We start from the raw sequence: 25,719 nt of genomic DNA on the forward strand, positions 1-25,719 counted from the left end.
TGAAGACAGCAGAAGAAAGAGGAGTGAGGAACAATGCCTATAATCCAATCGGTGGACCGTGCATTGAAAATATTGGATTTATTTGACGAGCGTGAGCGGGAATTAACAATCACAGAGATTAGCAAACGAATGAATTTGCATAAAAGTACCGTTCATTCGCTTTTAAAAACCTTAGAGTTGCATCACTATATTTCACAAAATGAAGAAAATGGAAAATACTTGCTCGGTTTAAAGCTAATTGAGCGAGGAAACATGGTGGTGAGCAATCTCGATTTGCGCAATATCGCAAGAAAACATCTTGAATGGCTTTCAGAGACCACTAACTTAACGATTCACCTCGTTATATTAGACGGGCAGGAAGGCGTATATCTCGATAAAGTGGAAGGTAGCGGAGTAACAGTTGTGTATTCTCGTATCGGCCGGCGTGTCCCGATTCATACGAGTGCAGTTGGCAAATCACTTGTCGCAACAAAAACGGACAGTGAACTCGATTTGCTTTTAGACGGCTATATGTATACGAGACATACTGAAAAATCAATTGGTTCTAAAGAGGAATTTTTAGCGGAAATCGAGAGAGCACGTATTGCCGGTTATTCAATTGATAATGAAGAAAACGAACCAGGCATTGTCTGCCTGGCTGTCCCGATAAAAGATTATTCAGGAAAAGTAATCGCTGCTGTCAGCGTATCGATCCCTGCAGCGAAGGTAAATGATGAAACGCAAAATTATTATATACGTATTTTAAAAGAATGCAGCAGTAAAATTTCGCATGAGCTTGGATATGAATATCAAAAAATATAAAACATGACGACTTGTCATTTAGGAGGAAGATTGCAAATGAGAATTATTCGATATGTAAAAGAAAATGAGAAACAACTTGCTGCCGTAACAAACGAAAACAATGTAGTGGACCTTCCATTTACAGATTTCATGTCATTGATTGAAATAGCACGCGAGCAAAACAAAACAGCATTTGACATTGTAAAACAAATAGCAGCTGATGGAGAAAAACAGCCCTTGGAAGGTCTCAATTTAACAACGCCGATCGACGCGCCGGAAGTATGGGCATCTGGGGTGACGTATAAAAAAAGCAAGGAAGCACGCAACTATGAAGCGACAGAAGGAAAGCTTGACCGCGAAACGTTCTATGACAAAGTGTATGAAGCAGTGCGCCCCGAGATTTTCTTTAAATCGACTGCAGCAAGAACCGTGGGACCGAATGATCCAGTTTACTTACGCTCAGATTCCAACTGGCAAATTCCTGAGCCGGAGCTTGGTCTTGTCATCGATAAAGAAGGGACAGTACTCGGCTACATTGCAGGAAATGACATGAGTTGCCGGGACATTGAAGGTGAAAATCCACTTTACCTGCCACAGGCAAAAGTATGGAAAAACTCATGCTCCATCGGACCAGCTATTTTATTAAAAGAGGCTGTTTCAGATCCATATGAGTTTAAAATTATGTGTCGTATATATCGAAACGAAGAAAAGGTATTTGACGGCGAAGCGCAAGTCAATCAGCTGAAACGCACATTGGATGAACTTGTCCACTACTTAGTCCTGGACAATGATATTTTTGACGGTACCGTACTTTTGACAGGCACGTGCGTTGTGCCGCCAAATGAATTTACATTAAACGATAACGATCGCATTGAAATTGAAATTCCTGGCATTGGCATTTTAAATAACCCGGTTGTCCTAAGCAAGAAAGTAGTACAAGCAATTTAAGGGGTGGCGAAATGAGCGAATACAAAACACTGTACTTAAGCGAAAAAGATAGTGTAGCTGTGGCTTTATCGGACATACCTGAACACGCTTCTGTCATCGTGAAAGGAGAAACACACGACATTCCGGTGACCATCCTTGAACCGATTCGCTTTGGCCATAAGTTCGCAGTCAAAGCAATCGAGCAAGGGGCTGACATTATTAAATACGGAGAAGTGATTGGTGCGGCAGTCATCACGATTCCAGCAGGTGCACATGTTCATGTACACAACTTAGAAGGTAAAAGAGGGAGAGGTGACAAAAATGCTGAATGAAAAAATGCAGTTTTGGGGCTATCGCCGTCCAGATGGGCGCGTAGGTGTCCGGAATCATGTACTGATTTTGCCTACGATTACATGCGCGACGCAAACAGCCCAGCGCGTAACAGAGCTTGTCAGCGGAACGGTCACATTTATTCACCAGCATGGCTGTGCACAAGTTGGCACTGATTATGATCAAACGGCCAGAACTTATGCGGGAATGGGTATGAATCCCAATGTATACGGTGTTATCGTTCTAGGTCTTGGCTGTGAAACGCATCAGGCGCACCGTATTGGAGATGAGATTGCCAAATGTGGCAAACCGGTCGAAACGGTGTCAATTCAAGATCATGGCGGCACGCTTCAAACCATTGCGGAAGTAGCGAAAATTGCGGTCAAAATGGTGCAGGATGCCTCGATGGTGCAGCGTGAATTATGTGATTTTAGTGAGTTGATTGTCGGTACAGAATGCGGTGGGTCGGATGCATGTTCCGGCTTATCAGCGAACCCGGCAGTCGGACGCACGAGCGATATGATTGTCCAGCAGGGAGGAACCGCTATTTTAGCGGAAACGACTGAACTCATCGGTGCGGAACACTTGCTCGCCAATCGTGCAGCAAACGATCAGGTTGCGAAAAAAGCTTATGCAGTTATTAAAATGATGGAAAACCGCTCAATTCAAATGGGCGTCGACATCCGCACTGGCAATCCGAGTCCCGGCAACATAGAGGGAGGTCTCAGCTCGCTCGAAGAAAAATCACTTGGAGCCTCGACAAAATCAGGTACAACCCGGCTGGAAGAAGTTATAGACTATGCACAGGTGCCGACGAAAAAAGGGCTCGTGTGGATGGATACACCAGGTCACGATATTGAGCAATTGACGGGTATGGTCGCAGGCGGTGCCCAAGTCGTTCTCTTTACGAGTGGACGCGGCACACCGACGGGGTCACCAATTGCCCCTGTTATTAAAATTTCAACGAATACGCCAATGTTTGAGCGGATGAATGAAAATATGGATTTAGATGCAGGTACGATTGTCGATGGAATAGAAACCGTTGATGACGTCGGCCAGCGAATCATGAATGAAATTCAACACGTTTCAAACGGCAAACTCACAAAAGCAGAAATTTTAAAGCAGCATGACTTTGGGATCTGGAGAATTGGACCAACATTTTAATTAAAAAGGAGCTAAAAAAATTTATGTCAACGACATTTGCAACGAAAACATATAAAAACTTTATTAACAATGAATGGGTGGACGCTTCTTTCGAGAAGACGATCGCAAGCATTAATCCAGCGGACAAAGAACCGGTTGGCTACGTGCAAAGCTCAACGGAAGATGATTTAAACAAAGCAGTAGAAGCAGCGCACAGTGCCAAAAAATCATGGCGTAAGCTCGGTCAATCAGCGCGTGGTCAAATTCTTTTCAAGGCAGCAAATATTATTGAAGAAAACCTTGATGAAATTGCTGAAACAATGACGCGCGAAATGGGTAAAACGCTTCCAGAGGCAAAAGGCGAAACAGCACGCGGTATCGCGATTCTTCGTTACTATGCAGGAGAAGGGATGCGTAAAGACGGTGATGTTATTCCATCATCGGATAAAGATGCGCTTATGTTTACGAAACGGACACCACTTGGAGTTGTTGGCGTGATCACACCGTGGAATTTTCCCGTTGCGATTCCAATTTGGAAAATGGCTCCGGCACTCGTATACGGCAATACAGTTGTTTGGAAGCCTGCTACTGAAGGAGCCGTTACAGCAGCGAAAGTAGCGGAATGCTTTGCAAAAGCCGGGTTCCCAGCAGGTGTTTTAAACTTCATCACTGGTTCCGGATCCGTGATTGGTCAGGGACTTATTGATCACCCGCTTTTAAATGCCATTACTTTTACTGGTTCTGAAAATGTCGGCCAGGGTGTGGCGAAATCAGCCTCTGCACGTGGCATTAAATATCAGCTTGAAATGGGCGGCAAAAACCCGGTTATCGTCACGAAAGAGGCGAATATCGATCAAGCGGTGGAAGCGGTCATCAGCGGCGGATTCCGTTCTTCCGGCCAAAAATGCACTGCCTCAAGCCGCGTTATCGTCGAATCATCGATCTATGACGAATTTAAACAAAAGCTTGTTGAAGCAGCGAAAAAAATTACTGTCGGCAACGGGTTGCAAGAAGGTATCTGGATGGGTCCTTGTGCAAGCGAAAGCCAGTTTAATACTGTTATAGAATACATTGAGAAAGGAAAACAAGAAGGCGCAAAACTCGTACACGGTGGTGAGGTGTTAATAGGCGGCGAATACAATAATGGCTTTTTCGTCACACCTGCGGTTTTTGAAGATGTGACAACGGATATGGCAATTGCTCAGGAAGAAATTTTCGGTCCAGTCATTGCACTTATTAAGGCAGCTGATCTTGAAGAAGCAATTGAGATGGCGAACAATACAAAATACGGATTGAGTGCATCTATCTTTACCTCTAACATTAACTCAATTCTTGAGTTTATAGATGAAATCGAAGTGGGACTTGTCCGCATCAATGCCGAAAGTGCGGGCGTTGAGCTGCAAGCACCGTTCGGCGGTATGAAAGCATCGAGCTCCGGTTCACGCGAGCAAGGAGAAGCGGCGAAAGAATTTTTCACAGCAATCAAAACGGTCTTCATTAAAGGTTCATAATCACAAACTGAAAAAGAGGTTTCCTGATCAGGAAATCTCCTTCCACAAAAATTGCGAGGTGCTTATGAAAATTACAAAAGTTTCGCTGTTTAAAGTTCCGCCACGCTGGCTGTTTTTGAAAATCGATACAGATGAAGGCATTTCAGGCTGGGGAGAGCCTGTCGTTGAAGGCCGCGCTGAAACGGTGAAAGCAGCAGTAAACGAACTGGCTGATTACTTAATCGGCCGCGATCCGAACGACATTGAAGACATCTGGCAAACGCTGTACCGGGGCGGTTTTTACCGGGGTGGTCCAATTTTAATGAGTGCCATTTCAGGCATTGAGCAGGCACTATGGGACATTAAAGGTAAATATTATAATATTCCTGTATACCAAATGCTTGGCGGCAAAGCACGACAAAAAATTAAAGTGTACTCATGGGTCGGCGGCGATCGTCCGGATGATGTCGTTGCTGCGGCAAAAGAAAAACAGGATCAGGGCTTCCTTGCTATTAAAATGAACGCATCAGAAGAAATGAACTACATAGACAGCTTTTCGAAAGTAGAAGCAGTCATTGAACGTGTGGCGTCAATTCGTGAAGCGGTTGGCAAAGACTTTGGCATTGGCGTTGATTTTCATGGGCGCATTCATAAAACGATGGCGAAAGCGATTGTGAAAGAACTCGAACCATACCACCCAATGTTCATTGAAGAGCCGGTTCTGCCGGAAAACAATGACGCGCTTCGTGAGATTGCCTGGCACACAACGTGCCCGATTGCAACGGGTGAAAGAATGTATACGCGCTGGGGCTTTAAACAGCTCCTTCAAGACGGCTATGTCGATATTATTCAGCCGGATCTGTCTCATGCAGGCGGTATTTTAGAAGGGAAAAAAATTGCTGCGATGGCAGAAGCGTATGATGTAGCCGTTGCGCCCCACTGTCCGCTCGGTCCGATGACACTCGCTTCATCGATTCACCTGGACGCAACGACGCCAAACTTCATTATACAAGAGCAAAGCCTGGGCATTCACTATAACGAAGGAATGGACATTCTCGACTATATGAAAAATCCAGAATTATTTGACTTTGAAAATGGTTATGTAAACGTTTCTGATAAACCCGGTCTTGGGGTAGAGATTGATGAAGAAAAAGTAAAGCAGGCAGCAGAACTCGGACATGACTGGAAAAACCCAATATGGCGGCATGAAGATGGCAGTATCGCCGAATGGTAATAACGAGGGGAGAGAACAATGAACTTTCATGGTATTATTCCACCGGTTGTCACATTGTTTGACGAAGCTGGGAATTTGGATTTAGCGCTGAACAGAAGCTATATTGATCAATTAATTTCACGGAATATTAACGGTATTTTATTAATGGGGAGTTCAGGGGAGTTCTCGTCACTCACAACAGAAGAACACAAGCTGTATGTGAGGGAAATGCTCAAGCATATTAACGGCCGTATACCCGTTATGGTCGGTGTCGGGCATACCGCGTTAAAAGAAGTACTTGAACTGACGTCTTATGCAGAAAAGCACGGAGCAGACGGTGTTCTTGTCGTCAGCCCGTATTACTGGAAGCTATCTGATGAGCAGCTATACCGTTTTTATTCGATCGTCGCGAACCATACAAAGCTGCAAGTGTTCATTTATAACATTCCGCTCTTAACAGGACAAAATCTGCCGGTCGAGTTGATCAAAAAATTAGCCGAAGCGCATCCAAACATTGCCGGTATTAAAGAAACAGTCAGTGATTTTGGCCACCTTCGTCAGGTTCTAAAGGATGTGAAAAAAGTGCGCAGTGACTTCCGCGTCTTCTCTGCATTTGACGAACATCTGCTTCCAGCTCAAATGATTGGCGCAGCGGGAAGCATAAACGGAAGCGCTGTCTTCGCGCTGGAAATATCTGTTAATTTATATCAATCGTATCAAAAAGGTGATTTGGCTGAAGCGCAGAAAAATCATCAAGTGATTTCAAAGCTGATGGATGTGTACACATTCGGACCTACATTTTTTACAGCAATGAAAGAAGCCGTTCACCAGCGCTGGTTTGACGTGCCAGCTGGACACCGTGCTCCGTGCGATGTATATCCGGCTGATTTGCGTGACAATGTAGAAGCTCTTTTGAAAAATATTGAAATGAAAGAAGGTACCAAATATGAAAGAATCACGTGACTTGCTCGAAAAATTAGGCTACCCATCTACCGATTTTCAAGAATTGCCAACATCAACAAAAACATTTCCTGATGGCGCACAGTATCGTATTGAACTTCCCAGTGTAGAAGGTCCGGTCGCATTAAAAGAAACATTGAAAGAAATTGACCGCCTCGGCTTGACGATTCACCGTATATCTCAAGGAAGCGGCATCATGCTTCAAACGGATGAAGAAATTAAAGAAATGTGCGAAATGACAGCAGAACGTGGCATGGAGCTTAGCTTGTTTGTTGGCCCTCGCGGTACATGGGATGTTAGTGCAGGACCGCTTACACCTGGTGGCAAATCACAGGGGATCCGCCATGAAGGTGCCGACCAGCTTGTGTATGCAATGGAAGACTTGAAAAGAGGAGCAGCACTTGGACTTCGTGGTGCATTAGTTGGCGATGAAGGACTTCTTCTTTTAACGAAAGAAATGAAAAAACACGGACAGCTACCGGAAGATTTTGTTGTTAAAGTATCGGTTCAAATGGGTTCAGCTAATCCAGTATCCGTTAAATTAATGGAAGACATCGGTGCGGATACATACAACGTGCCACCTGCACTGACGCTGTCTAAACTTGCAGCGATCCGTCAGGCAATTGATATTCCGATTGATTTGTACGTAGAAGTGCCGGACACATTCGGCGGCTTTCTTCGCTATTATGAAATACCAGAAATTATCCGTGTATTGGCGCCAGTTTACATCAAATTTGGGCTTCGTAATCACCCTGATGTATACCCTTCTGGAAAACAGTGGGAAAGTACAAACATTTCACTCGCTCAGGAACGTGTACGTCGTGCCTCGATTGGTATTCAAATGATTGAACGTTACTATCCTGAAGCGAAAACATCGAAACTCGGTGCAGAAGGACTCGGTATTGCGAAAGTCCGAAAAGAAGCAATGAAATAATGATTTCCATCTAAAAAGTGAGGGACCCCCTGTTCGTTTCGGGAATTTATTACAATATTTAAGGAGTGGAGCCATATGGCCTTTAAAGTATTATTAACTGATTATGAATTTGAGCATTTGCAATATGAAGAAGACGTTTTTCAAGAAAGTGGACTAGACATTGAATTCATTAAAGCACAATGTAAAACTGAAGAAGAAGTGATTGAACAGGCAAAACATGTTGATGCAATCCTAAACCAGTATGCGCCTGTGTCACGCCGTGTAATTGAATCACTTGAAAACACAAAAATCATTTCCCGTTACGGGGTCGGCGTTAACACGATTGACTTAAATGCAGCAAAAGATAAAGGGATCACCGTTGCAAATGTACCGGACTATGGCATGGAAGAAGTATCGAATCATGCATTGGCGCTTTTGCTTTCATGGGCACGTAAAGTGACGTTGTTAAACAATGAAGTGAAAAAAGGCAACTGGGACTTTAAAGCATGTGTACCGATTCATCGCTTTAATGAACAAACGGTCGGTGTTCTCGGCTTTGGACGCATTCCGCGACGGTTTATTGAAAAAGTGAAACCGCTCGGCTTTAAAACCGCTGCGTATGATCCATTCGTATCGGCAGAAGACATGGCTGCCGTCGGTGTTCAAAAAATGGAGCTTGACGAAATTATTCGCGAATCCGATTTCTTGTCGGTACACGTACCACTTATTGATGATACGTTCCATTTAATTAACGAAGAATGTCTCAATCAAATGAAGAGAAACGCGGTCATTATTAACACAGCGCGCGGACCGATAATCGATGAAAAAGCACTTGCTGATGCACTTGAAAAAGGAATCATTGCCGGTGCCGCACTTGATGTGACAGAAGATGAGCCGGTCAGCATCAATAGCCCGCTTCTTAGAATGGATAACGTGATCATTACACCGCACAGCGCGTGGTATTCAGAGGAAGCAATGATTGAGCTTCGCCAAAAAGCAGCGAAAAATATCGTTCACGTTCTAAGCGGTGAAAAAACACCGTACGCGTTGACATAAGAAAGGAAAAAAACCTTTATGAAAATAGCGGCATTTTCTGTTCAAAACAACCAACACATTGGCGTTGTGCAAAACGATCAAATCATTAGCTTAACGGTACTAAGTGCAGATGAATTTCCTGCCAGTATCAAAACATTTATCGAACGAAGCGATGAACTGCGGCCACGCGCAGAGCAATTGATTGAGCAGCGTGACAAAGAAAATGCTGTATTTTCTCTTTCAAACGTCAAGATACAGGCGCCTATTCCCCAACCGGAAAAAATCATTTGCGTTGGACTGAATTACATTGACCATTGTAAAGAAACTGGGATGGAGCCTCCTGCTTCACCGGTCATTTTTTCAAAATATCCGAATGCGATTGTCGGTCATAATGAAGCTGTTGAAATTCCGGTTAATTCAAACGAAGTTGACTTTGAAGCAGAGCTTGCGATTGTCATTGGAAAAAAAGCGAAACGTGTAACAGAAGAAGAGGCAAATGACTATGTCTTTGGCTATACAATTTTAAATGACATTAGCGCACGTGATTTACAATTTGCAGACGGGCAATGGTCACGCGGTAAGACGGCGGATACATTTGCCCCAACAGGGCCTGTTGTTGTCACACATGATGAAGTGGGTGACCCGCATACGCTAGCGATTTCACTAGAATTAAATGGTGAAATGATGCAAGACTCCAATACGAATAACTTAATTTTCACCGTTCCGAAAATCATTTCATTTTTATCACAGTCCATGACACTAAAGCCAGGTGATTTGATTGCAACAGGTACACCGCCGGGCGTTGGAATGGGACGGAATCCGAAAGTTTGGTTGAAAAACGGTGACCGGATAAACGTCACGATTGAAAAGATCGGCACGCTTTCGAATCACGTTAAAGGCTGACGAAAAGAGAAAGAAGATGATTGACATGGATGTTGTAACAATCGGAGAAACGATGACATTATTTACGCCGAATGAAGAAGGTCTGCTTCGCCACGCCAACTCTTTTTCTATGAAATTCGGCGGTGCGGAATCCAATGTTGCGATCGGGTTAAGCCGTCTCGGGTACAGGTCGCGCTGGATCAGCCGTCTCGGCGAGGATGAATTTGGCGATGCGATGGCGTCATTTATTCGCGGTGAAGGTGTTGATGTATCCTACGTGACACGCGACAGTGATGCGCCGACCGGCGTCTTTTTCAAAGAATTCAGGCGGCTGAATGATACGCGCGTCTATTATTACCGGAAAAATTCGGCGGCTAGCAAAATGACAGCTGAATTACTGCCGGAAGCAGCAATTCAAGACGCCAAGTACCTTCACATTACCGGTATTACGCCTGCACTCGGTGAATCGTGCCGTTTAATTTTAGAGAAAGCGATCCGCATCGCAAAAGAAAACGGAACAATAATCGTTTTCGATCCAAATATTCGCTTGAAAATATGGACCGATGAAGCTGAAGCACGCCACTTCATTATAAAGTACTCATCGGAAAGTGATATTGTCCTGCCGGGAGTGGCAGAAGCCGAATTTTTATTCGGCTCACATACACCAGAGCAGTTTGTCGATCATTTTCATGAACTCGGTGTTGAAACGGTCATAATGAAATTGGGTAAAGAAGGATCACTCATTTCCGCTCCGTCTGTGCCGAAAACACGCGTACCTGGCTTTTTTGTGGAGCGTGTCGTTGATCCAATCGGTGCCGGTGACGCTTTTGCAGCCGGCGTGCTTTCCGGCCTCCTTGATGGACTGCCGCTAGAAGAAGCAGCAAGGCGCGGAAATGCCATGGGAGCCATGGTAACGATGGTGAACGGTGATGCAGAGGGTTTGCCTGTCCGCGCCGACCTCGCTTTGTTTATGAACGGCGGTGCGGATGATGTGACGAGATAGACAGATAGACAGATAGAAAGGTGGAAAAAAGAGTGAATAAACTAGAAGAGCTGAAACAAGGAAAGCTGGTGGCTGTAATTCGCGGTGCACGCCCTGATCAAATTGTACCGATCGCTCGAGCCCTGAAAGAAGGCGGCATCCGTACACTTGAGATTACAGTAGAAACACCAAAAGTGTGCGATTCCATTGAAAGAGTAAAAGAAGAGTTCGGCGATGATATCATTGCGGGTGCAGGTACAGTATTAGATCCTGAAACGGCCCGTGAGACCATTATGGCTGGAGCGGAATTTATCTTTTCGCCAACGGTCAATGTTGAAACGATTAAAATGGCGAAGCGCTATGGCGTTATCAGCATCCCCGGTGCGTTCACACCAACGGAAATTTTGACTGCTTATGAGCATGGAGCCGACATTATTAAAGTATTCCCGGCAGATGCACTTGGGGTTGGCTACTTTAAAAATATTAAAGGCCCGTTACCGCACATTCCTCTAATGCCAACAGGCGGTGTCAACCTTGACAACATCGCTTCCTTTCTAAAGGCAGGCGCTGTCGCGGCAGGACTCGGCGGTTCTTTAATCAATCCAGCGAAATTGGTTTCAGATGAAGACTACTCCGAGCTGACAGAAACAGCAAAAAAATTCTCTTATATCGTTCAAAATAGTTAATGCAAGCCGTCGACAATTAAGAATGCGCTATAAGAAGAAAGGAGAATAAGTTGCTATGTTACAAGAAAAATATAAAAAACTTCAGGATATTCTCCTTGAAATGGAGACGGTTGTTGTCGCATTTTCAGGAGGGGTTGACAGCACATTTTTGCTTAAAGCAGCTATTGATACATTAGGATACGACAATGTGTTAGCCATTACAGCGGATTCGGAAACCTATCCGACGAGTGAGCTGGAAGAAGCCCTTAAGCTCGCAAAATGGATTGGTGCCAGCCATCGAGTAATTGAAACTTCAGAGTTGGCCATCCCAGGATATACAGAAAATGACCAAAATCGCTGTTATTTCTGTAAAAGCAGTTTATTTGACCACTTGCTTCCTATTCTTGATGACTATGAATTTAATAATATTATTTATGGTGTTATTGCCGATGATGCGAATGAATTTCGTCCAGGAATGAAAGCAGCGAAAGAAAAAGGCATTCGGGGTCCTCTTCAAGAAGCCGATTTATTTAAAGAAGAAATACGCACGTTGTCTAAAGAAGCTGGTTTGCCAACCTGGGATAAGCCGGCATTTGCCTGCCTGTCATCACGCATAGCATACGGCGAAATCATTACAAAGGAAAAATTGACGAAAGTAGATAAGTCAGAAACTTATTTAAAATCATTAGATATTCGCCAGGTGCGCGTTCGGACACATGAGGATACTGCCCGCATTGAAGTAGAACCTGCTGATATGCCGCGCGTGCTTGAATATCGCGTGGCGATTACGAAACGGCTGAAGCAATTTGGTTATAAATATGTGTCTTTGGATCTCGCCGGCTATACAAGCGGGAGTATGAATAAAATGCTTGAAAAGGAAGAAATGGTATGATTGACGATATTTTAGAGCAATTACAAAATGGTACATTGACAGTAGCGGAAACAAAAGAAAAACTTGCATCCTATGAAAATTTAGGGTTTGCAAAAATTGACCATCACCGTAAAAATAGACAAGGCTTTCCTGAAATTGTGTTTGGAGAAGGGAAAACAGCTGACCACATTTTAGCGATTGTTCAATCACTGCGGGCAAGGAATGATTCTGTACTGGTTACACGTATTTCTCGGGAAAAAGCGGTATTTGTACAAAAAGAATGTCCGGATTTTGAATATAACGAGATTGCCCGGACACTCGCATGGGTGAAAGAAAAGCCGAAAAGGGATGGACCATATATCGCGATTGTGTGTGCGGGGACATCGGACTTGTCCGTTGCTGAAGAAGCAGCTGTAACAGCCGAAACGTTAGGTATTCCAGTCCGTCGTATTTACGATGTTGGTGTTGCTGGGCTGCACCGCCTCCTTGATAATATAGACGAAATACGAAGTGCGACTGTTTCGGTTTGCGTCGCTGGAATGGAAGGCGCGCTTCCGAGCGTGCTCGGAGGACTTGTCAGGAATCCGATTATTGCTGTACCGACAAGTGTCGGGTACGGTGCAAATTTCAACGGATTATCGGCACTTTTATCGATGCTCAATTCATGTGCATCAGGTGTAAGCGTCGTCAACATCGATAATGGGTTTGGTGCTGCTTACAACGCAGCGCTCATATACAAACTTGTACATAAAGAGGAGATTAATAATGAGGACATTATATCTTGACTGCTTTTCCGGCATAAGCGGTGACATGGTAATCGGTGCACTTATTGATGCAGGTGCCGATCCTTTTCAAATGGAAGAAGAGTTAAAAAAGCTGAACATAGAAGAAGAATATACTCTATCCTGGGAGAAAGTCGTCAAAAACGGTATTACCAGTACAAAATTTGGTGTCATTCTCTCCGGAGAATCAGAGCATAGTCATGTTCACAGCCACAGCCATGAGCACCAGCATGAACATAGTCATGATCACGGACATAGGCACAGCCATGAACACAACGACAGTCACAGCCATGAACACCAACATAGTCATGATCACAACCACAGTTACAGACACAGCCATGAACACCAACACGAACAAAGCCATGATCACCACCATCATCATGAACACCGTGCGTACAAACAAATTGTCGAGATGATCAATGCGGCAAACTTTAATGAATCGGTTAAGAACATGTCGCTCGCTATTTTTAAAAAGATCGGTGAAGCAGAAGGGCACATTCACGGTCTTCCTCTCGAAAAAGTTTACTTTCACGAAGTAGGCGCGGTGGATTCAATTATAGATATCATTGGTGCAGCGATATTAATCGATCAACTTGGTATTAAATCGATTCAGTCATCAGCTATTACAACTGGGTCCGGAAGTATTCGTATTGATCACGGCATTTATCCGGTTCCGGCACCTGCCACATTGGAAATCTTAAAAGGGGTGCCGATTGCCGCAAGCGATATTCGCTCGGAACTGGCAACGCCGACTGGTGCTGCCATCGCCGCGGTTTTAGCAGAAATATTTTGCCCGCTCCCTGCCATGACTGTCGAATCAATCGGCTATGGTGCGGGAACAAAAACATTTAAAGATCATCCGAACGTCCTTCGCATGATCATAGGAGAGACGCAATGAACCGTCCACCGGATCAAGAGCATCTTGATGACCAGATGGTCAAAATGGAAGTGAACCTTGATGATATTTCCGGTGAATGGCTTGGCTATGTAATGAATCTGTTGTTTGAATCAGGAGCAAATGATGTATATTACACGCCGATTTTTATGAAAAAAAATCGTCCGGGTGTACTGTTGCAGCTTCTCTGTTCACATCAGATGATTCCCAAAATGAAAAAGATTTTGTTTGCTGAAACAACGACGCTCGGTATCCGTTACTATCCACTTATAGTGCACCGGCTTGAACGCTCTTTTTCCAAATTGCTTACACCATGGGGAGAGGTAACGGTCAAGAAAGGGTTCCATGGCAGCGAACTCATACAGCAAGCACCTGAATTTGAAGATTGCCGGAACATAGCCGTGCAGAATAATATTCCTCTTAAACGGGTGTATGAAGAAGTATGGAAGTGTCTTGGGGAGAAGAAAGAAAAATGAGTTTTATGTCGATATTCCCAATTGGGTTCATACACGGTCGGGCTGGAAGTGCCGCTATGGTCATTTTAGGGATGTCGAACGCTTACATAGTTGAAGGAGCTGTTTATATTATTATATTAGGCGCAGGGACGATTGCTGGCATGCTGTGCTTTACGACGATACTCGGCATACCGTTTGCCTTTAATAGAAAAAACACGGGTTTAAACCGATCACTCATCCGAGTGGCGGGAGCCTATTAGTTGTGCATTCGGACTTTATTATATGTATAACCTGGGTGTAACTGAAGGTTTGTTTCGCTTTGGGCAAGTTAAAAAAGTTTTCTTTTTAAAAAAGGAAGCTCAGACCGTTGGAAATATCCAGACGGTCCTTTTTATACTTATTTATCAAGCTGTAGATAATACACAACATGATATAGAGGAGGATAACACAAATGACAATGATGAAAGCAGGTTTATTTCTCGCAGAGAAAAATGTAGCAATGGGTGAGCTGGAAAAGCCTATAACAAAGAATGGGGAAGCGCTTGTCAAAGTAAGTTTTGCTGGTATATGCGGCACAGATATGATGATTTATTTCGGAAAGCATCCAAGAGCAAAAGTTCCACTGGCAATGGGCCATGAATTCAGCGGGGTAATTGAAAACATTAACGGGGAATCTGAATTCTCTGTGGGAGACCGGGTTGTTGTAGAGCCAACACTTAGCTGTGGAAAATGTGAAGCATGTCTTGCTGGTCAATCCCATGTTTGTAAAAACTTGAAGTTGATTGGAATTGATAAACATGGTGGGTTTGCAGAATATACAACGGTACCCTTGGATCGTCTTCACCCAATCCCGGATGGGTTGTCGGACGCCCATGCGGCCCTTGCTGAACCGGTTGCAGTTGCAGTTCATGCTGTGCGCCGTTCCAATTTGAAAGTAGGCGATAACGTAGCCATTTTAGGAGGAGGTCCTATTGGTTTATTGATTGGATTAATGGCGAAGCGGGCTGGTGCAGATCAAATTATAGTATCAGATATTAGTCCTTACCGATTGGATAAAGCAAAGAAGCTTGGGCTTTTCGCGATTGACGCAAAGGAAGTTAATGTTACAGAAGAAATAAAGCAGCGGACAAATGGAGTCGGAGCTGATGTTGTTTTTGAAGTAGCTGGAACACAGATAACAGCAAATCAGATGATAGAAATAAGTAGAATACAAGGGCAGATCGTCGTAGTAAGCGTATACAAGCAGTCGCCGTTGATTGACATAGCAGCCATGCACTTCAAGGAAATATCACTAACGACGACGAGATGCTACAGCCGGGGAGATTTTGAAAAAGCTATCCGCTTAATGGCAACAGGAATGGTTGAGGTTGCTCCATTCATTTCGCATGAACTTCCGCTTGAAGAAATTGCAAAGGGGTTCGAATTAATGGAGAACCCTGATGTGTCTTTAAAGGTTTTATTTCAACCTAATTAATCGAAAGAGGTGCAGGTATGGTCGGTAACTTATTTGTATTAGAGGGAAAAGTGGCAGCGGTGACAGGAGCTACCAGAGGAATAGGACGTTCTATGGCTTTGGCTTTAGCAGAAGCAGGTGCAGACATTGCCCTCCTCCAACGTTCGGTTGAACAAGACGATGTAAAGAACGAAATTGAAAACTTAGGAAGAAAATGTTTGGTTATTCCCTGTGATTTGGAAAATGTGAATCAAGTAAAAGAAGCAATCCCTAGGGTCGTCGCTCACTTTGGAACGATTGATATTTTAGTGAACAATGCTGGTATTCAGCGCCGCTCCCCTTCAGTCGATTTTGAAGAGTCAGACTGGGATGATGTCATCAATGTGAATTTAAAGACAGTTTGGCTTTTATGTCAGCAGGCAGGTCGCTATATGGTTCCACAAGGAAAAGGAAAAATCATTAATATGGCTTCTCTACTGTCCTTTCAAGGAGGATTAACTGTCCCTGCTTATGCAGCAGCCAAAGGTGGTGTAGCACAGTTAACAAAAGCCTTGTCTAATGAATGGGCTCAATACAATGTTAATGTAAATGCTATTGTTCCAGGTTATATAGCAACAGATATGAATAAAGCTCTTATCAACGATGCTGCAAGAAACCGTCAAATACTCGAACGAATTCCCGCTGGGCGCTGGGGGAGTTCGGATGATTTTAAGGGGGCTGTGGTATTTTTAGCTTCAGATGCAGCAAATTATGTTCATGGTCACTTATTAACTATAGACGGTGGCTGGTTAGGTCGATAATCTTTGAGGAGATGCAATATTATCAATGCTATCTAGACCTTATGCGGGGGTATCGATTTAGAACAATTCAGGTTCAATGAGTTGGGAATAACTCGGCATTTTCAATTGTTCCTGGACCATGTTCGTTAGATGATGCCATAAGGAATTCATCTGATTGGATAACAAACCGTATTGAAGCTTTAATGAAGGTAATTGGCTATTAATAGAAATTTTTGTATAAAGACTTTAAACACATAAAAGGGAGAGAACTCGAATTGAGAGCAAAAGTATATATTACGAGAAAAGTCCCCGATGAAATCATATCAAAAATGGAAAAAGATTGTGTTATCAGGATGTGGGAGGAAACGGATATACCTGTTCCAAGGGAATATTAGAAAAAGAGATTTCAGATGTAGAGGGACTTTTTTGTCTGTTGACAGAATCAATCGACAGAGAATTACTTGAAATAGCCCCTCAGCTAAAAGTGTTAAGTAATATGGCAGTCGGCTACAATAATATTGATATTGTAGCAAAAAGAAAAAGGCATAACGGTGACGAATACTCCCGGTGTTTTATCAGAAAGAACAGCAGACTTGACGTTTGCCCTGTTGATGGGAACAGCACGAAGACTAGTAGAATCATCAGATTATTTAAGAAAAGGAAGCTGGAAAACTTAGTCACCTATGCAATTAGCGGGACAGGATATTTATGGGGCAACCATTGGTATTATCGGTATGGGAAGAATGGGGCATCGTTAGCTAAAAGGGCTTTGATATGAATGTCCTATACTATAACTGTAGCCGAAAAATTGCATTAGAAGAAGACCTATTCTTATTAATACGGCTTGAGGCGGGATAGTAAATGAAGATGACTTGTTCTCTGCATTAAGAGATGGGGAAATTTGGGCAGCAGGACTAGATGTTTTTGAGAAAGAGCCTATTTCCTTAAATCACCCGTTACTGACACTACCCAACGTAATGACATTGCCACACATTGGCAGCGCAAGTATTAAAACTCGAATGAAGATGGCTGAACTGGCAGCCGATAACTTGCTTTTAGCCATAAAAAAACAAACACCCAAGCATGTGGTAGTAGTCTATTAATTAGAGACTCATTCCACAGAAAAGAGCTCTACTAAAGAGCCCCTTTCTGTGGAAAAACTGGTGTTTATCCAATTGTTTTCATTTTTTTAACACGTTGAACCTTCTTAAAAGCAATTTTGCATAGAGAATAAATGCAATAGGCTTGAAGGCTAAAGATGAATAGTACGGATAAGAGAAAGATATAGAGAATTAATCCGCATAATACTAACAACATGATTATTAATAGTGTAATAGGAAAATAGGTGATTGATAATATTAGTGAGTTTTTTATAGCACCTTTCGTTTTAACTGTTATTGAACAATGGTAGGAAAGATAAAAACGCTGCTGATTACAAAAATAAAGCCTATAACAAGTAAAATGGGAAATATAAAATTCTTATAAGGACCTGCTACTCCATTTGGTGAGGATTATGGCCAATCCCAGCTCTTGGTATTGGTTATGGGGAAACTAAAATTATCGAAATCTATGATTTCTTTAAAGAAATTGTAGAAGCTTATACAAGCTTCACCAAACTTCAATGATGGCTACCGTATTGAAGTTTGGTGAAGGAATTCTTGAATCAGCTCAAAAAGGTGAATGGGTAAAACTTGAAAAAACCCACGCGTCTGTAAAATAATAGAAAAAGAGGCTTTTCAGTGAGGGGTTTCTTTGATTTGTCTAGTTGTATGATAATTTATAGGGGTATGGAAAAAATTGTTTAACACCACCTGTAATCTTTATCTCTGGCTTGAAGGCTATAGCAGTAGGAAAATAGGACAATAGAGCCTTTTTAGTGAATTATTTAGAATTTAAAATTAAGGAAATTTCAAACATAGGGCGTCGTGGTTTGGATAAAAATACGCCGAACAAACTGGGAGATTGAAACCATTACGAAGCATACTCTCGATATCATTAATCATTGTCGACCAAAACAACTGGTATAGTTTGTTAAACCTTCCTTCGAAACTATAATGGGTTGTAGATCCAAAGGTGATTTTCAAAGAAATACGTCGAAAGTATTAGTCTAAAAGACTCTTGGAGGAGATTACTATGAAGGTTGTGAAGGTTGTTATTTTATTCATTTTTTTAACAGGATGTAGCAATGCAAATGTTTCTTCAAATCCTCCAAAAAATGTACTGCTGTTACAAAGACTATTGAGGAGAAAAAGAATGTAATAAAATTTACAGATGTTGAACAGGCAGAAGCAATACATGTATGAGTCGATCTAGTATATCTTTTGGTTCATATAGAGGTAAATGAGTTATTTCTCTCCATTATGATACAAGACATTGAATACCATTAAATATACTGGTTCATGCTTCGCCGCAGCTTCACCCTATCTGAAAAAAACTGAAAATCTGCTCATAACAGCCTGAAATTTGGTTTCCCAAAAACATCTGTGATCACCACTTCCCCATCGAGGACGGTCCCTTTTGGAATGTTTAAATCTAATAGCCGAGGAAAACGATTGGTGACATCGGTTTTATGGCGGGTATAAAGTTTTTTATCTTCTATATTGGAATAGATGAGGAGGAACACATCCATTTTAGCTCCGAAAAATAATCATCATTATTGGACAGTTCATCCGTTTTTATGGAGCAACATTGGGCTAATAAACATTTTTTTACCTCTATTTTATGATACTACGGAAACGGTTTACAGAAATTAGGTGGTTGTGGGAAGGTTTCTTTTCGGTGTATGGCAGGTTCAGCACCGGAATAGAAATGGAAAGAGATATCTGATATTAGTGCAATAAAAGTAACAAAGAACTAGAATTATCACTTTGCTAATCGATCCCCCAATAGTCACAAAAGCTCCGCAATTAATCCTAGTCAAAGAGCGATTTACTAATTTTAATTTCTTCTTGATTTCATCATATGCTGTTACATGAGAATAAGGGGATTTCTTTGATGCTGTAGATGTTATGAAAGGAAAATCTAAAAGTTATGAGGTATACTTAATACTAGTGGATTAGACATTAATACTAGTGATTAAATTAGAAAAATACTTGTGACACTTTCTTAATAAAACTAATTTGAAGTTGATTTGGTGAGGATTAAACTGTTTTAGGTGGTCAAGAAGATAATCAAAAAAAGGACGTCCAGTCTTCAAAACTGCTTGAGACCTGCGTGCCAGGTCTGGTGGGTTCGATTCCCACGCAGTCCCGCCAATACTGACTTTCTTGTCAAACGAACAATTTCAAACACACACAGTCTTTTGGTCATTTTAAACGAAACTGTGTGAAACCGAGAATACGAAACTGTGTGAGTTCAGAACCTTCAAATACTATATTTGGAGGTTTTTTATATGCGGAAAGGTGTTAGAAAACATGGTAAAGTCATAGCAACGAGGAAGGTAACAAGTCGTTTACAATAGTTGAAATGTTCGAGAGGTTCATGTGGTTTAAGAACTCTGAAGGTAATGTACCTAGAACTGTTGAAGAATACGAGATACACTTCCAGTGGCTTTGTGATTACTTTGGGAAAGATTTATCACGAGAAGAAATCACAACTGAAGCTTTCCTTGGTTGGACTGATTTTATGACCCACGAGAAGCAATTGAAACCCAACACGGTCAACATAAGAATTAGAACAATGAGAGCTTTCCTTCGATATTGCTTCATGGAGAATATGATAGACGAACCAATTCACGAGAAATTTAAACCAGTTAAGGTTGCAGAGGAAGTAATTGAAGCTCTTTCTGTTGCAGAAATTAAGAGTCTGTTGAACGCTTTTGACGAGTCTACATTTGCTGGGTATCGTGACAAGGTAATGGTATTGGTCTTACTTGATACAATGGTGAGAATATCAGAATTACTAGCAATGAAGCGGCCAAATGTGGACTTTAAAGCTGGTACAATCAAACTGGAAGCAATGAATACAAAGACTCGTAAAGCTCGTGAAGTTCCACTCTCGATAAAGACAATAAAACTCTTGAAAGAATACATGAACGAGTCCGAGGACTTGGAGAAGACCTTTTACTCCTTCAGACCTCAAGGAATTTAGAAGTAAGAAGGTATAAAAAAGACTATGACCATGAAGAAGAAGTGAATATTACCGAGAAGGAGGTCTCACTGGTCTTCTTTTGCCTAACCTTTTTTAGGTTGTCAATTCCAAGGTGGCTATATAGAATATCAAATAATTTTGCAAAATTATAAATTTGATTTGCTGTTTAACAATCAAATAAAAGGAAGCTTTGAATGGAAATTGTAAATCAATGGTTATCCAAACATGTACGTTTTAATTAATCACCTTTTCGTGAGTTCATGACCAGTTTACATGTTATGTATAATCCCGCACACCACCTGACGAGGTTAGAATGGGCGGAGAAAATAAAAAAGTAACATGTCAACTTCTTGGGATAATGGGGTCAGACACATTTTTAAGACCCCATTTTTAGATAACAGGTTCGGCACTCAAAACATTGTGAGAGCCTTTTTTGAAAAAAGATTAAAATTCGGAGTACTTTTTAGGCTTTTTGCCGCATAGTTAAATTGGAATCTCAATCCTCCGACATGTCCTGACAATATTCTCTAATCAATCTAGACGCATATGTTTGGCTGATTTGCAGATCCTTAGCCACGCGCCTAGAGCTTTTATTTACTTTATAGGATTTACGAATCATCTCTTTTTTTGCCAATTCGACGGCCTCGTTAAGGGTAGCGGGGGCAGTATTTTCAATTTGGGCCAGTCCTTGGTTATAAATGCCTTCGGGCAGGTCATCGATACCGATGACATCATTGCTTACAATGACAAGCTTTTCTATTAGGTTTTCTAATTGTCTAATATTTCCGGGCCATGAATAATGGGTAAGCCATTCGAGGCAATCTTTAGAAATTAATTTGTTCATTTCAAGGATTCGATTAAATTTGTATAAGAAATTATAGATGAGCGGGACTATATCTTCTTGCCTTTCCCGAAGCGGAGGCATTTTGATATCCACTACGTTCAGCCGATAATATAAATCTTCTCTAAACATTTTGTTTTTTACCATTTTGTTTAAATCTTTATTGGTCGCGGCAATAATTCGGATATCGACTGACTTTTCTTTATTGCTGCCAATGGGAATGAATTTTTTCTCCTGAATAACTTGCAATATTTTAGCCTGAAGAGGCAAAGGCATGTCCCCAATTTCATCAAGAAATACCGTCCCCCCCTCTGCGCATTCCAGTATCCCTTTTTTACCGGAACGGTTTGCATTAGTGAAAGAACCAGGTGTATAACCAAAAAGCTCGGACTCCATTAATTCAGCAGGGATTGCAGCACAATTGATGGTTAAAAATGGGCCGTTCCCTCTATTTCCGTTTTCGTGAATATATTGGGCTAAGAGGCTTTTACCTGTTCCGGACTCACCTAAAATTAATATAGTAGAGTTTGCTGCTGCCACCTTCTTGGCAAACTTCAACACATTTTTTACCTTTTCATTATTTGTAATAATGCTGCCAAATGGATCTTCAGCTTCTTTACTTTTTTTTGAATCCCTTTCTTTTACTTTCAGCATTTTGTAGCTTTGTAATTCCCTTGCTGTCGTTACGATTAATTCCACTTCTTTTTGATCATTTAAAATAGGGACGACAGAGGTGAGCAGTTCCGCACCAAGGATTGTGGTTTGTTTAATCGTAATTGGCTCTTTTCTTTCCAAAACATCGGGGAAAATGGAGGGATACCAATAGCCTTTATCAGCCAATTCCATGCTCGCTTTACCTATAACTTCTTCCTTATTTAACCCATAATGCTTCTTACAGGCATCATTTACATAGATAATTTTCTTATCCTTATTTAAAACAAAGATTTCGTCAGAAGAATAATCTAAAATTTTTATAAGCGCTTCCATATTTAAATCTAAATCGGTTAGAAAATTGGATAATGTCATGAAGTGACCTCCCTATAAACATAATCTGAGTTCGATGGAGCTCAGAGTGAGTTTGGTTGTATTCAGAAAAGTGTTACAATAGGCAAAAGTGTGATACTAATCACATCCATTTTAATAATAGTCTAAATATTTCGAATTGTAAACAGCCCAAGAAGTGTCTAAAATAGGAAAATGTCCATGGGAAAGTAAGCCGGTGAACACTAAAGAACTCACTTCCCACTTTTAAAAATCCTATTAATCTAGGCTTTTTAGATAAAAAGATAGTTGGCACGAAATTTGCATTTAATAAAATATGAAAAGTACAATAAAGGATTTGAATGACAAAAGGAGGAATGACAAATGAAGCCGTTTACAGAGAATACCCTGGAGAACACTCTCCCGTACGATAATTATGTGAATCCGCACATATTTGAAGAGGAAAAGAAAAAGATTTTTCAAGATAGCTGGGTTTTAGCTGGACATATAAGCCAGGTGGAAAAACCGGGGGATTTCTTTACTTTTGATATAGCAGATCAGCCAATAATCATTAGCCGGGATAAAAACAATGAATTGAATGCCCTTTACAATATTTGCCCGCATAGAGGAACCAAAGTGGAAAAAAACGAGTGTGGAAATAAAAAGGTTTTCACCTGTACCTATCATGGCTGGACATTCCATATGAACGGGAAGTTGAATAAAGCGCCAAACTTCGGTACAAATGAATTAGGAAACCATAGCTGTATGCCACAAGTAAAGCTAGAAGTATTCCAGTCCATGATCTTCATAAATTTGAACCCAGAAGCAAGACCAATGGAAGAAACGTACGGAGAATTTATGGCCAACCTGGAAAGATACACCTTCCTGGATTCTTTGAAAAAGGTTCGGGTAACCCAAAGGATCATTGATGCTAACTGGAAAGCGGTTATTGATAATTACCTGGAGTGCGATCATTGTAAAATTGCCCATCCTGAGTTTTCAAAAACATTTGATATGAAGAATTACCACATCGACTTACATGGCAATTTCTCTTGTCAATATTCAGAATTAACCAATAAATCGAATGAACAACAAGAAGATCACGCCAATTTCTATTGGGTATGGCCTAACTTGATGGTTAGCATTTATCCTGGAAAAGAAGGGAATATGACTACAAGTCAAATTTTGCCGCTGGCACCAGATAAATCACTTGCCATCTATAGCTACTACTTTAAATCGGATGAAATTATAGAAGAGCAAGAGGAACTGATTCGTTTTGTCGATCAGGTAAGATTAGAGGATTTCGACCTTGTAGAGTTATTGCAAAAAGGCTTCCATACGAATGCCTTCAAGCATGGGGTGTATTCACCGACTGAGTATGCACTCAAATTTTTTCACAACCTTTATGAAGAAGCTATGAACGTGAAAGAAGGCATGCTATAGCGTACCCCTTCGTTTATATGAAAATAGATTTATATAGAAATATATTACTAGACATATTTGGAGGATTAAAATGAATAATCAAACAGAATTTACAGCCGTTGCAGAACCAAATGTTAAAGGTTACCAAACAGAATTCACCGTTGCGGACGCAATAGTAAAAGAGCTCCTGCAAGCAGGAGTGGAAGCGGTATTTGGAATCGTTAGTATCCACAATATGCCGATATATGACGCGATCCTAAGGGATGGGAATATCCGCACCGTTACTGCCCGTGGCGAAAGTGGAGCGGTTAACATGGCTGATGCCTATGCCCGTGCTACAGGAAAATTGGGTGTTGTCATCACAAGTACTGGTACTGGAGCAGGTAATGGGGCAGGTTCCTTGTCAGAAACATGGAACTCAGGGACTCCTGTTCTGCACATTACTGGGGAAGCGGATTCTAATTATATTGGAACAGACCAACGTTATATTCACGAAGCTAAAGACCAGTTAAAAGCGATGGAGGGCGTGAACAAAGCAGCCTATCTATTGAAGCGTCCAAAGCAAATCATTCCGTTTATGCGTAAAGCGATCAAAGAAGCACTGACTGTACCAACAGGTCCGGTAACTGTTTCCATTCCAACGAATTTCCAGGCACAGATTATTCCTAACAATCAATTGATTCAAATGGAAGCGCTTCAAAACAAGGAGGTAAAGCTCAATATTCCAGCTGATGCTATCGAAAGGATCGTCTTAGCAAAAAGACCAATCATTTGGGCAGGAAATGGGGTAATTGCGTCAGGTGCATCAGAGGAACTGCAAAGACTGGTAAATAAAATTCAGCCTGCGGTCGTTACAAGTGAATCTGGAAAAGGGTCTATCCCTGAAAACCACCCGCTTTGCATCGGTAACTTTACGTTATCCCCTCAAGTGGAGGAACTATTGAAAAAGTCGGATTTACTTATTAGTGTCGGGGTCCGTTTCCGTGGTAGTGAAACGAATGGATGGACACTTCCGGTACCGGAAAATCACATCAATATTGATTTGAACCCTAATGCCTTTAATCGTAACTTTGATACATTGTATACACTGAATGGAGATGCCAAGGCAGTTTTACAAGAGATTAATAGTCTTTTGGCCAATAAGGAGATCCATCCGGATGCAGATTATGTCGATGAAGTGCAGTCAGTCCGTCAGGCTGTACGTGATGATCTTCGAAGCCAAATTGGGCCTTATGGTGAAGTGGCGGATATTATGCGTGAACAGCTGCCTGAGAATACAGTATTGGTGACGGACGTAACGATCCCTGGATACACTTGGGGGAATAAATTGTTCGATATTTATGAACCAAGAGACTACCTCTACATGACAGGCGGCGGCATCGGACAAGGTTTGCCAATGGCGATTGGCGCCCAAATCGGTCAGCCGGAAAAGAAAGTCGTTCTCATTGCTGGTGATGGTGGATTCATGGTGAATTCAAGTGAGATGATCTCAGCGATTCAGGAGGATGCGCCGATTATCGTTCTATTATTCGATGATGGTGGATATGGAATCTTACGATACTATCAAGAAGCGGCATATGGTCGACGTATATCTGTAGACTTGAAAAACCCTGATTTCGTCCTGCTGGCAAAATCAATGGGCTTCGAATCAGAGAAAGTTCGCTCGGTTGAAGAGTTCAAGGCAGGATTAGCGAATGCAATCGCAAGCAGAAAGCCTTATATGGTTGTAGTAGATGTAGAAGCAGTTGGAGTATTGGAATACAAGGATTCGGATGAATACATCGCTTCTTTCCGTCCAAAACAGGGATAGGTTTTAGCTAATGAACCGCTC

25 protein-coding genes are annotated in these 25,719 nt (G+C 41.8%); 24 read left to right on the plus strand and 1 reads right to left on the minus strand.

The features are described from left to right. Positions 1–33: 33 nt before the first annotated feature. From QNH17_RS09565 to QNH17_RS09665, 22 genes are all read left to right on the plus strand, one after another. Positions 34–801 (plus strand): IclR family transcriptional regulator, encoded by a 768-nt coding sequence (locus QNH17_RS09565; protein WP_283878450.1) that lies wholly within the window; start codon positions 34–36, stop codon positions 799–801. Positions 802–837: 36 nt separating this feature from the next. Then, positions 838–1,728: a fumarylacetoacetate hydrolase family protein gene (locus tag QNH17_RS09570; protein ID WP_283878451.1), complete on the plus strand. Its 891-nt coding sequence runs from the start codon at positions 838–840 to the stop codon at positions 1,726–1,728. A gap of 11 nt (positions 1,729–1,739) precedes the next feature. Continuing rightward, a complete protein-coding gene (locus QNH17_RS09575; RefSeq protein ID WP_283878452.1) occupies positions 1,740–2,039 on the plus strand; it encodes a UxaA family hydrolase in 300 nt (99 codons plus the stop codon). After that, the gene (locus QNH17_RS09580; RefSeq protein WP_283878453.1) at positions 2,029–3,201 is read left to right on the plus strand and encodes a UxaA family hydrolase; all 1,173 of its coding nucleotides are present in this window, start codon (positions 2,029–2,031) and stop codon (positions 3,199–3,201) included. Before QNH17_RS09575 ends, QNH17_RS09580 begins: the two co-directional genes overlap by 11 nt. Positions 3,202–3,224: 23 nt before the next feature. Continuing rightward, positions 3,225–4,691: an alpha-ketoglutaric semialdehyde dehydrogenase GucD gene (gene gucD / locus QNH17_RS09585; RefSeq protein ID WP_283878454.1), complete on the plus strand. Its 1,467-nt coding sequence runs from the start codon at positions 3,225–3,227 to the stop codon at positions 4,689–4,691. Positions 4,692–4,755: 64 nt separating this feature from the next. Beyond that, positions 4,756–5,904, plus strand: a complete 1,149-nt coding sequence (gene dgoD / locus QNH17_RS09590) for a galactonate dehydratase (RefSeq protein ID WP_283878455.1) — start codon at positions 4,756–4,758, stop codon at positions 5,902–5,904. Between the two features lie 18 nt (positions 5,905–5,922). Beyond that, positions 5,923–6,846, plus strand: a complete 924-nt coding sequence (locus tag QNH17_RS09595) for a dihydrodipicolinate synthase family protein (protein WP_283878456.1) — start codon at positions 5,923–5,925, stop codon at positions 6,844–6,846. Further along, positions 6,830–7,777, plus strand: a complete 948-nt coding sequence (locus QNH17_RS09600) for a U32 family peptidase (protein WP_283878457.1) — start codon at positions 6,830–6,832, stop codon at positions 7,775–7,777. The genes QNH17_RS09595 and QNH17_RS09600 overlap by 17 nt, the downstream gene beginning before the upstream one ends. 75 nt (positions 7,778–7,852) lie before the next feature. Then, entirely contained in the window at positions 7,853–8,812 is a 960-nt protein-coding gene (locus tag QNH17_RS09605; protein ID WP_283878458.1) for a C-terminal binding protein, read from the plus strand. Positions 8,813–8,830: 18 nt separating this feature from the next. Then, complete coding sequence (locus QNH17_RS09610; protein ID WP_283878459.1) at positions 8,831–9,694, plus strand: fumarylacetoacetate hydrolase family protein; 864 nt, start codon at positions 8,831–8,833, stop codon at positions 9,692–9,694. Between the two features lie 25 nt (positions 9,695–9,719). Beyond that, positions 9,720–10,676 (plus strand): sugar kinase, encoded by a 957-nt coding sequence (locus QNH17_RS09615; protein ID WP_283879469.1) that lies wholly within the window; start codon positions 9,720–9,722, stop codon positions 10,674–10,676. Positions 10,677–10,708: 32 nt separating this feature from the next. Then, the gene (locus QNH17_RS09620) at positions 10,709–11,341 is read left to right on the plus strand and encodes a bifunctional 4-hydroxy-2-oxoglutarate aldolase/2-dehydro-3-deoxy-phosphogluconate aldolase (protein ID WP_283878460.1); all 633 of its coding nucleotides are present in this window, start codon (positions 10,709–10,711) and stop codon (positions 11,339–11,341) included. Positions 11,342–11,396: 55 nt separating this feature from the next. After that, a complete protein-coding gene (gene larE, locus QNH17_RS09625) occupies positions 11,397–12,212 on the plus strand; it encodes an ATP-dependent sacrificial sulfur transferase LarE (RefSeq protein WP_283878461.1) in 816 nt (271 codons plus the stop codon). Then, on the plus strand, positions 12,209–12,976 hold the full coding sequence (gene larB / locus QNH17_RS09630) for a nickel pincer cofactor biosynthesis protein LarB (protein WP_283878462.1): 768 nt from the start codon (positions 12,209–12,211) through the stop codon (positions 12,974–12,976). Before larE ends, larB begins: the two co-directional genes overlap by 4 nt. Continuing rightward, positions 12,957–13,871, plus strand: a complete 915-nt coding sequence (gene larC, locus QNH17_RS09635) for a nickel pincer cofactor biosynthesis protein LarC (RefSeq protein WP_283878463.1) — start codon at positions 12,957–12,959, stop codon at positions 13,869–13,871. The genes larB and larC overlap by 20 nt, the downstream gene beginning before the upstream one ends. Further along, positions 13,868–14,344: a nickel pincer cofactor biosynthesis protein LarC2 gene (gene larC2 / locus QNH17_RS09640; protein WP_283878464.1), complete on the plus strand. Its 477-nt coding sequence runs from the start codon at positions 13,868–13,870 to the stop codon at positions 14,342–14,344. The genes larC and larC2 overlap by 4 nt, the downstream gene beginning before the upstream one ends. Then, on the plus strand, positions 14,341–14,583 hold the full coding sequence (locus QNH17_RS09645) for a hypothetical protein (RefSeq protein WP_283878465.1): 243 nt from the start codon (positions 14,341–14,343) through the stop codon (positions 14,581–14,583). Before larC2 ends, QNH17_RS09645 begins: the two co-directional genes overlap by 4 nt. A gap of 191 nt (positions 14,584–14,774) precedes the next feature. Beyond that, positions 14,775–15,797: a zinc-dependent alcohol dehydrogenase gene (locus tag QNH17_RS09650; RefSeq protein ID WP_283878466.1), complete on the plus strand. Its 1,023-nt coding sequence runs from the start codon at positions 14,775–14,777 to the stop codon at positions 15,795–15,797. Positions 15,798–15,814: 17 nt separating this feature from the next. After that, on the plus strand, positions 15,815–16,576 hold the full coding sequence (locus QNH17_RS09655) for an SDR family oxidoreductase (RefSeq protein ID WP_283878467.1): 762 nt from the start codon (positions 15,815–15,817) through the stop codon (positions 16,574–16,576). A 412-nt stretch (positions 16,577–16,988) separates the two neighbouring features. Beyond that, on the plus strand, positions 16,989–17,333 hold the full coding sequence (locus QNH17_RS29865; RefSeq protein ID WP_349632568.1) for a hypothetical protein: 345 nt from the start codon (positions 16,989–16,991) through the stop codon (positions 17,331–17,333). Between the two features lie 76 nt (positions 17,334–17,409). Then, positions 17,410–17,658, plus strand: a complete 249-nt coding sequence (locus QNH17_RS29870) for an NAD(P)-dependent oxidoreductase (protein WP_349632584.1) — start codon at positions 17,410–17,412, stop codon at positions 17,656–17,658. 2,362 nt (positions 17,659–20,020) lie between these two features. Continuing rightward, positions 20,021–20,644: a tyrosine-type recombinase/integrase gene (locus QNH17_RS09665; RefSeq protein WP_283878468.1), complete on the plus strand. Its 624-nt coding sequence runs from the start codon at positions 20,021–20,023 to the stop codon at positions 20,642–20,644. 496 nt (positions 20,645–21,140) lie between these two features. Here the strand turns inward: QNH17_RS09665 and QNH17_RS09670 are convergent, their stop codons facing one another. Further along, positions 21,141–22,511 carry a sigma-54 interaction domain-containing protein gene (locus tag QNH17_RS09670; RefSeq protein ID WP_283878469.1) on the minus strand — a complete coding sequence of 457 codons (1,371 nt, stop codon included), beginning with the start codon at positions 22,509–22,511 and terminating at the stop codon, positions 21,141–21,143. Positions 22,512–22,850: 339 nt separating this feature from the next. Here QNH17_RS09670 and QNH17_RS09675 point away from each other — a divergent pair, with 339 nt between their 5' ends. Both QNH17_RS09675 and QNH17_RS09680 read left to right on the plus strand, forming a co-directional pair. Continuing rightward, entirely contained in the window at positions 22,851–23,909 is a 1,059-nt protein-coding gene (locus QNH17_RS09675; RefSeq protein ID WP_283878470.1) for an aromatic ring-hydroxylating oxygenase subunit alpha, read from the plus strand. 70 nt (positions 23,910–23,979) lie between these two features. Further along, positions 23,980–25,698, plus strand: a complete 1,719-nt coding sequence (locus tag QNH17_RS09680) for a thiamine pyrophosphate-binding protein (protein WP_283878471.1) — start codon at positions 23,980–23,982, stop codon at positions 25,696–25,698. Positions 25,699–25,719: the final 21 nt, after the last annotated feature.

It is taken from the genome of Neobacillus sp. SuZ13 (genome assembly GCF_030123365.1).
Classification (GTDB): Bacteria; Bacillota; Bacilli; order Bacillales; family Cytobacillaceae; genus Neobacillus.

Excerpts from the sequence above, each read along its gene's own strand:
- QNH17_RS09655 (WP_283878467.1), top strand. The coding sequence starts at position 15,815 with ATGGTCGGTAACTTATTTGTATTAGAGGGAAAAGTGGCAGCGGTGACA.
- larB (WP_283878462.1), top strand. The coding sequence starts at position 12,209 with ATGATTGACGATATTTTAGAGCAATTACAAAATGGTACATTGACAGTA.
- QNH17_RS09575 (WP_283878452.1), top strand. The coding sequence starts at position 1,740 with ATGAGCGAATACAAAACACTGTACTTAAGCGAAAAAGATAGTGTAGCT.
- gucD (WP_283878454.1), top strand. The coding sequence starts at position 3,225 with ATGTCAACGACATTTGCAACGAAAACATATAAAAACTTTATTAACAAT.
- larC2 (WP_283878464.1), top strand. The coding sequence starts at position 13,868 with ATGAACCGTCCACCGGATCAAGAGCATCTTGATGACCAGATGGTCAAA.
- QNH17_RS09615 (WP_283879469.1), top strand. The coding sequence starts at position 9,720 with ATGGATGTTGTAACAATCGGAGAAACGATGACATTATTTACGCCGAAT.
- dgoD (WP_283878455.1), top strand. The coding sequence starts at position 4,756 with ATGAAAATTACAAAAGTTTCGCTGTTTAAAGTTCCGCCACGCTGGCTG.
- QNH17_RS09670 (WP_283878469.1), bottom strand. The coding sequence starts at position 22,511 with ATGACATTATCCAATTTTCTAACCGATTTAGATTTAAATATGGAAGCG.
- QNH17_RS09565 (WP_283878450.1), top strand. The coding sequence starts at position 34 with ATGCCTATAATCCAATCGGTGGACCGTGCATTGAAAATATTGGATTTA.
- QNH17_RS09650 (WP_283878466.1), top strand. The coding sequence starts at position 14,775 with ATGACAATGATGAAAGCAGGTTTATTTCTCGCAGAGAAAAATGTAGCA.
- QNH17_RS09680 (WP_283878471.1), top strand. The coding sequence starts at position 23,980 with ATGAATAATCAAACAGAATTTACAGCCGTTGCAGAACCAAATGTTAAA.
- QNH17_RS09665 (WP_283878468.1), top strand. The coding sequence starts at position 20,021 with ATGTTCGAGAGGTTCATGTGGTTTAAGAACTCTGAAGGTAATGTACCT.
- QNH17_RS09645 (WP_283878465.1), top strand. The coding sequence starts at position 14,341 with ATGAGTTTTATGTCGATATTCCCAATTGGGTTCATACACGGTCGGGCT.
- QNH17_RS09610 (WP_283878459.1), top strand. The coding sequence starts at position 8,831 with ATGAAAATAGCGGCATTTTCTGTTCAAAACAACCAACACATTGGCGTT.
- QNH17_RS09570 (WP_283878451.1), top strand. The coding sequence starts at position 838 with ATGAGAATTATTCGATATGTAAAAGAAAATGAGAAACAACTTGCTGCC.
- QNH17_RS09675 (WP_283878470.1), top strand. The coding sequence starts at position 22,851 with ATGAAGCCGTTTACAGAGAATACCCTGGAGAACACTCTCCCGTACGAT.
- QNH17_RS09600 (WP_283878457.1), top strand. The coding sequence starts at position 6,830 with ATGAAAGAATCACGTGACTTGCTCGAAAAATTAGGCTACCCATCTACC.
- QNH17_RS09595 (WP_283878456.1), top strand. The coding sequence starts at position 5,923 with ATGAACTTTCATGGTATTATTCCACCGGTTGTCACATTGTTTGACGAA.
- larC (WP_283878463.1), top strand. The coding sequence starts at position 12,957 with ATGAGGACATTATATCTTGACTGCTTTTCCGGCATAAGCGGTGACATG.
- larE (WP_283878461.1), top strand. The coding sequence starts at position 11,397 with ATGTTACAAGAAAAATATAAAAAACTTCAGGATATTCTCCTTGAAATG.
- QNH17_RS09605 (WP_283878458.1), top strand. The coding sequence starts at position 7,853 with ATGGCCTTTAAAGTATTATTAACTGATTATGAATTTGAGCATTTGCAA.
- QNH17_RS09580 (WP_283878453.1), top strand. The coding sequence starts at position 2,029 with ATGCTGAATGAAAAAATGCAGTTTTGGGGCTATCGCCGTCCAGATGGG.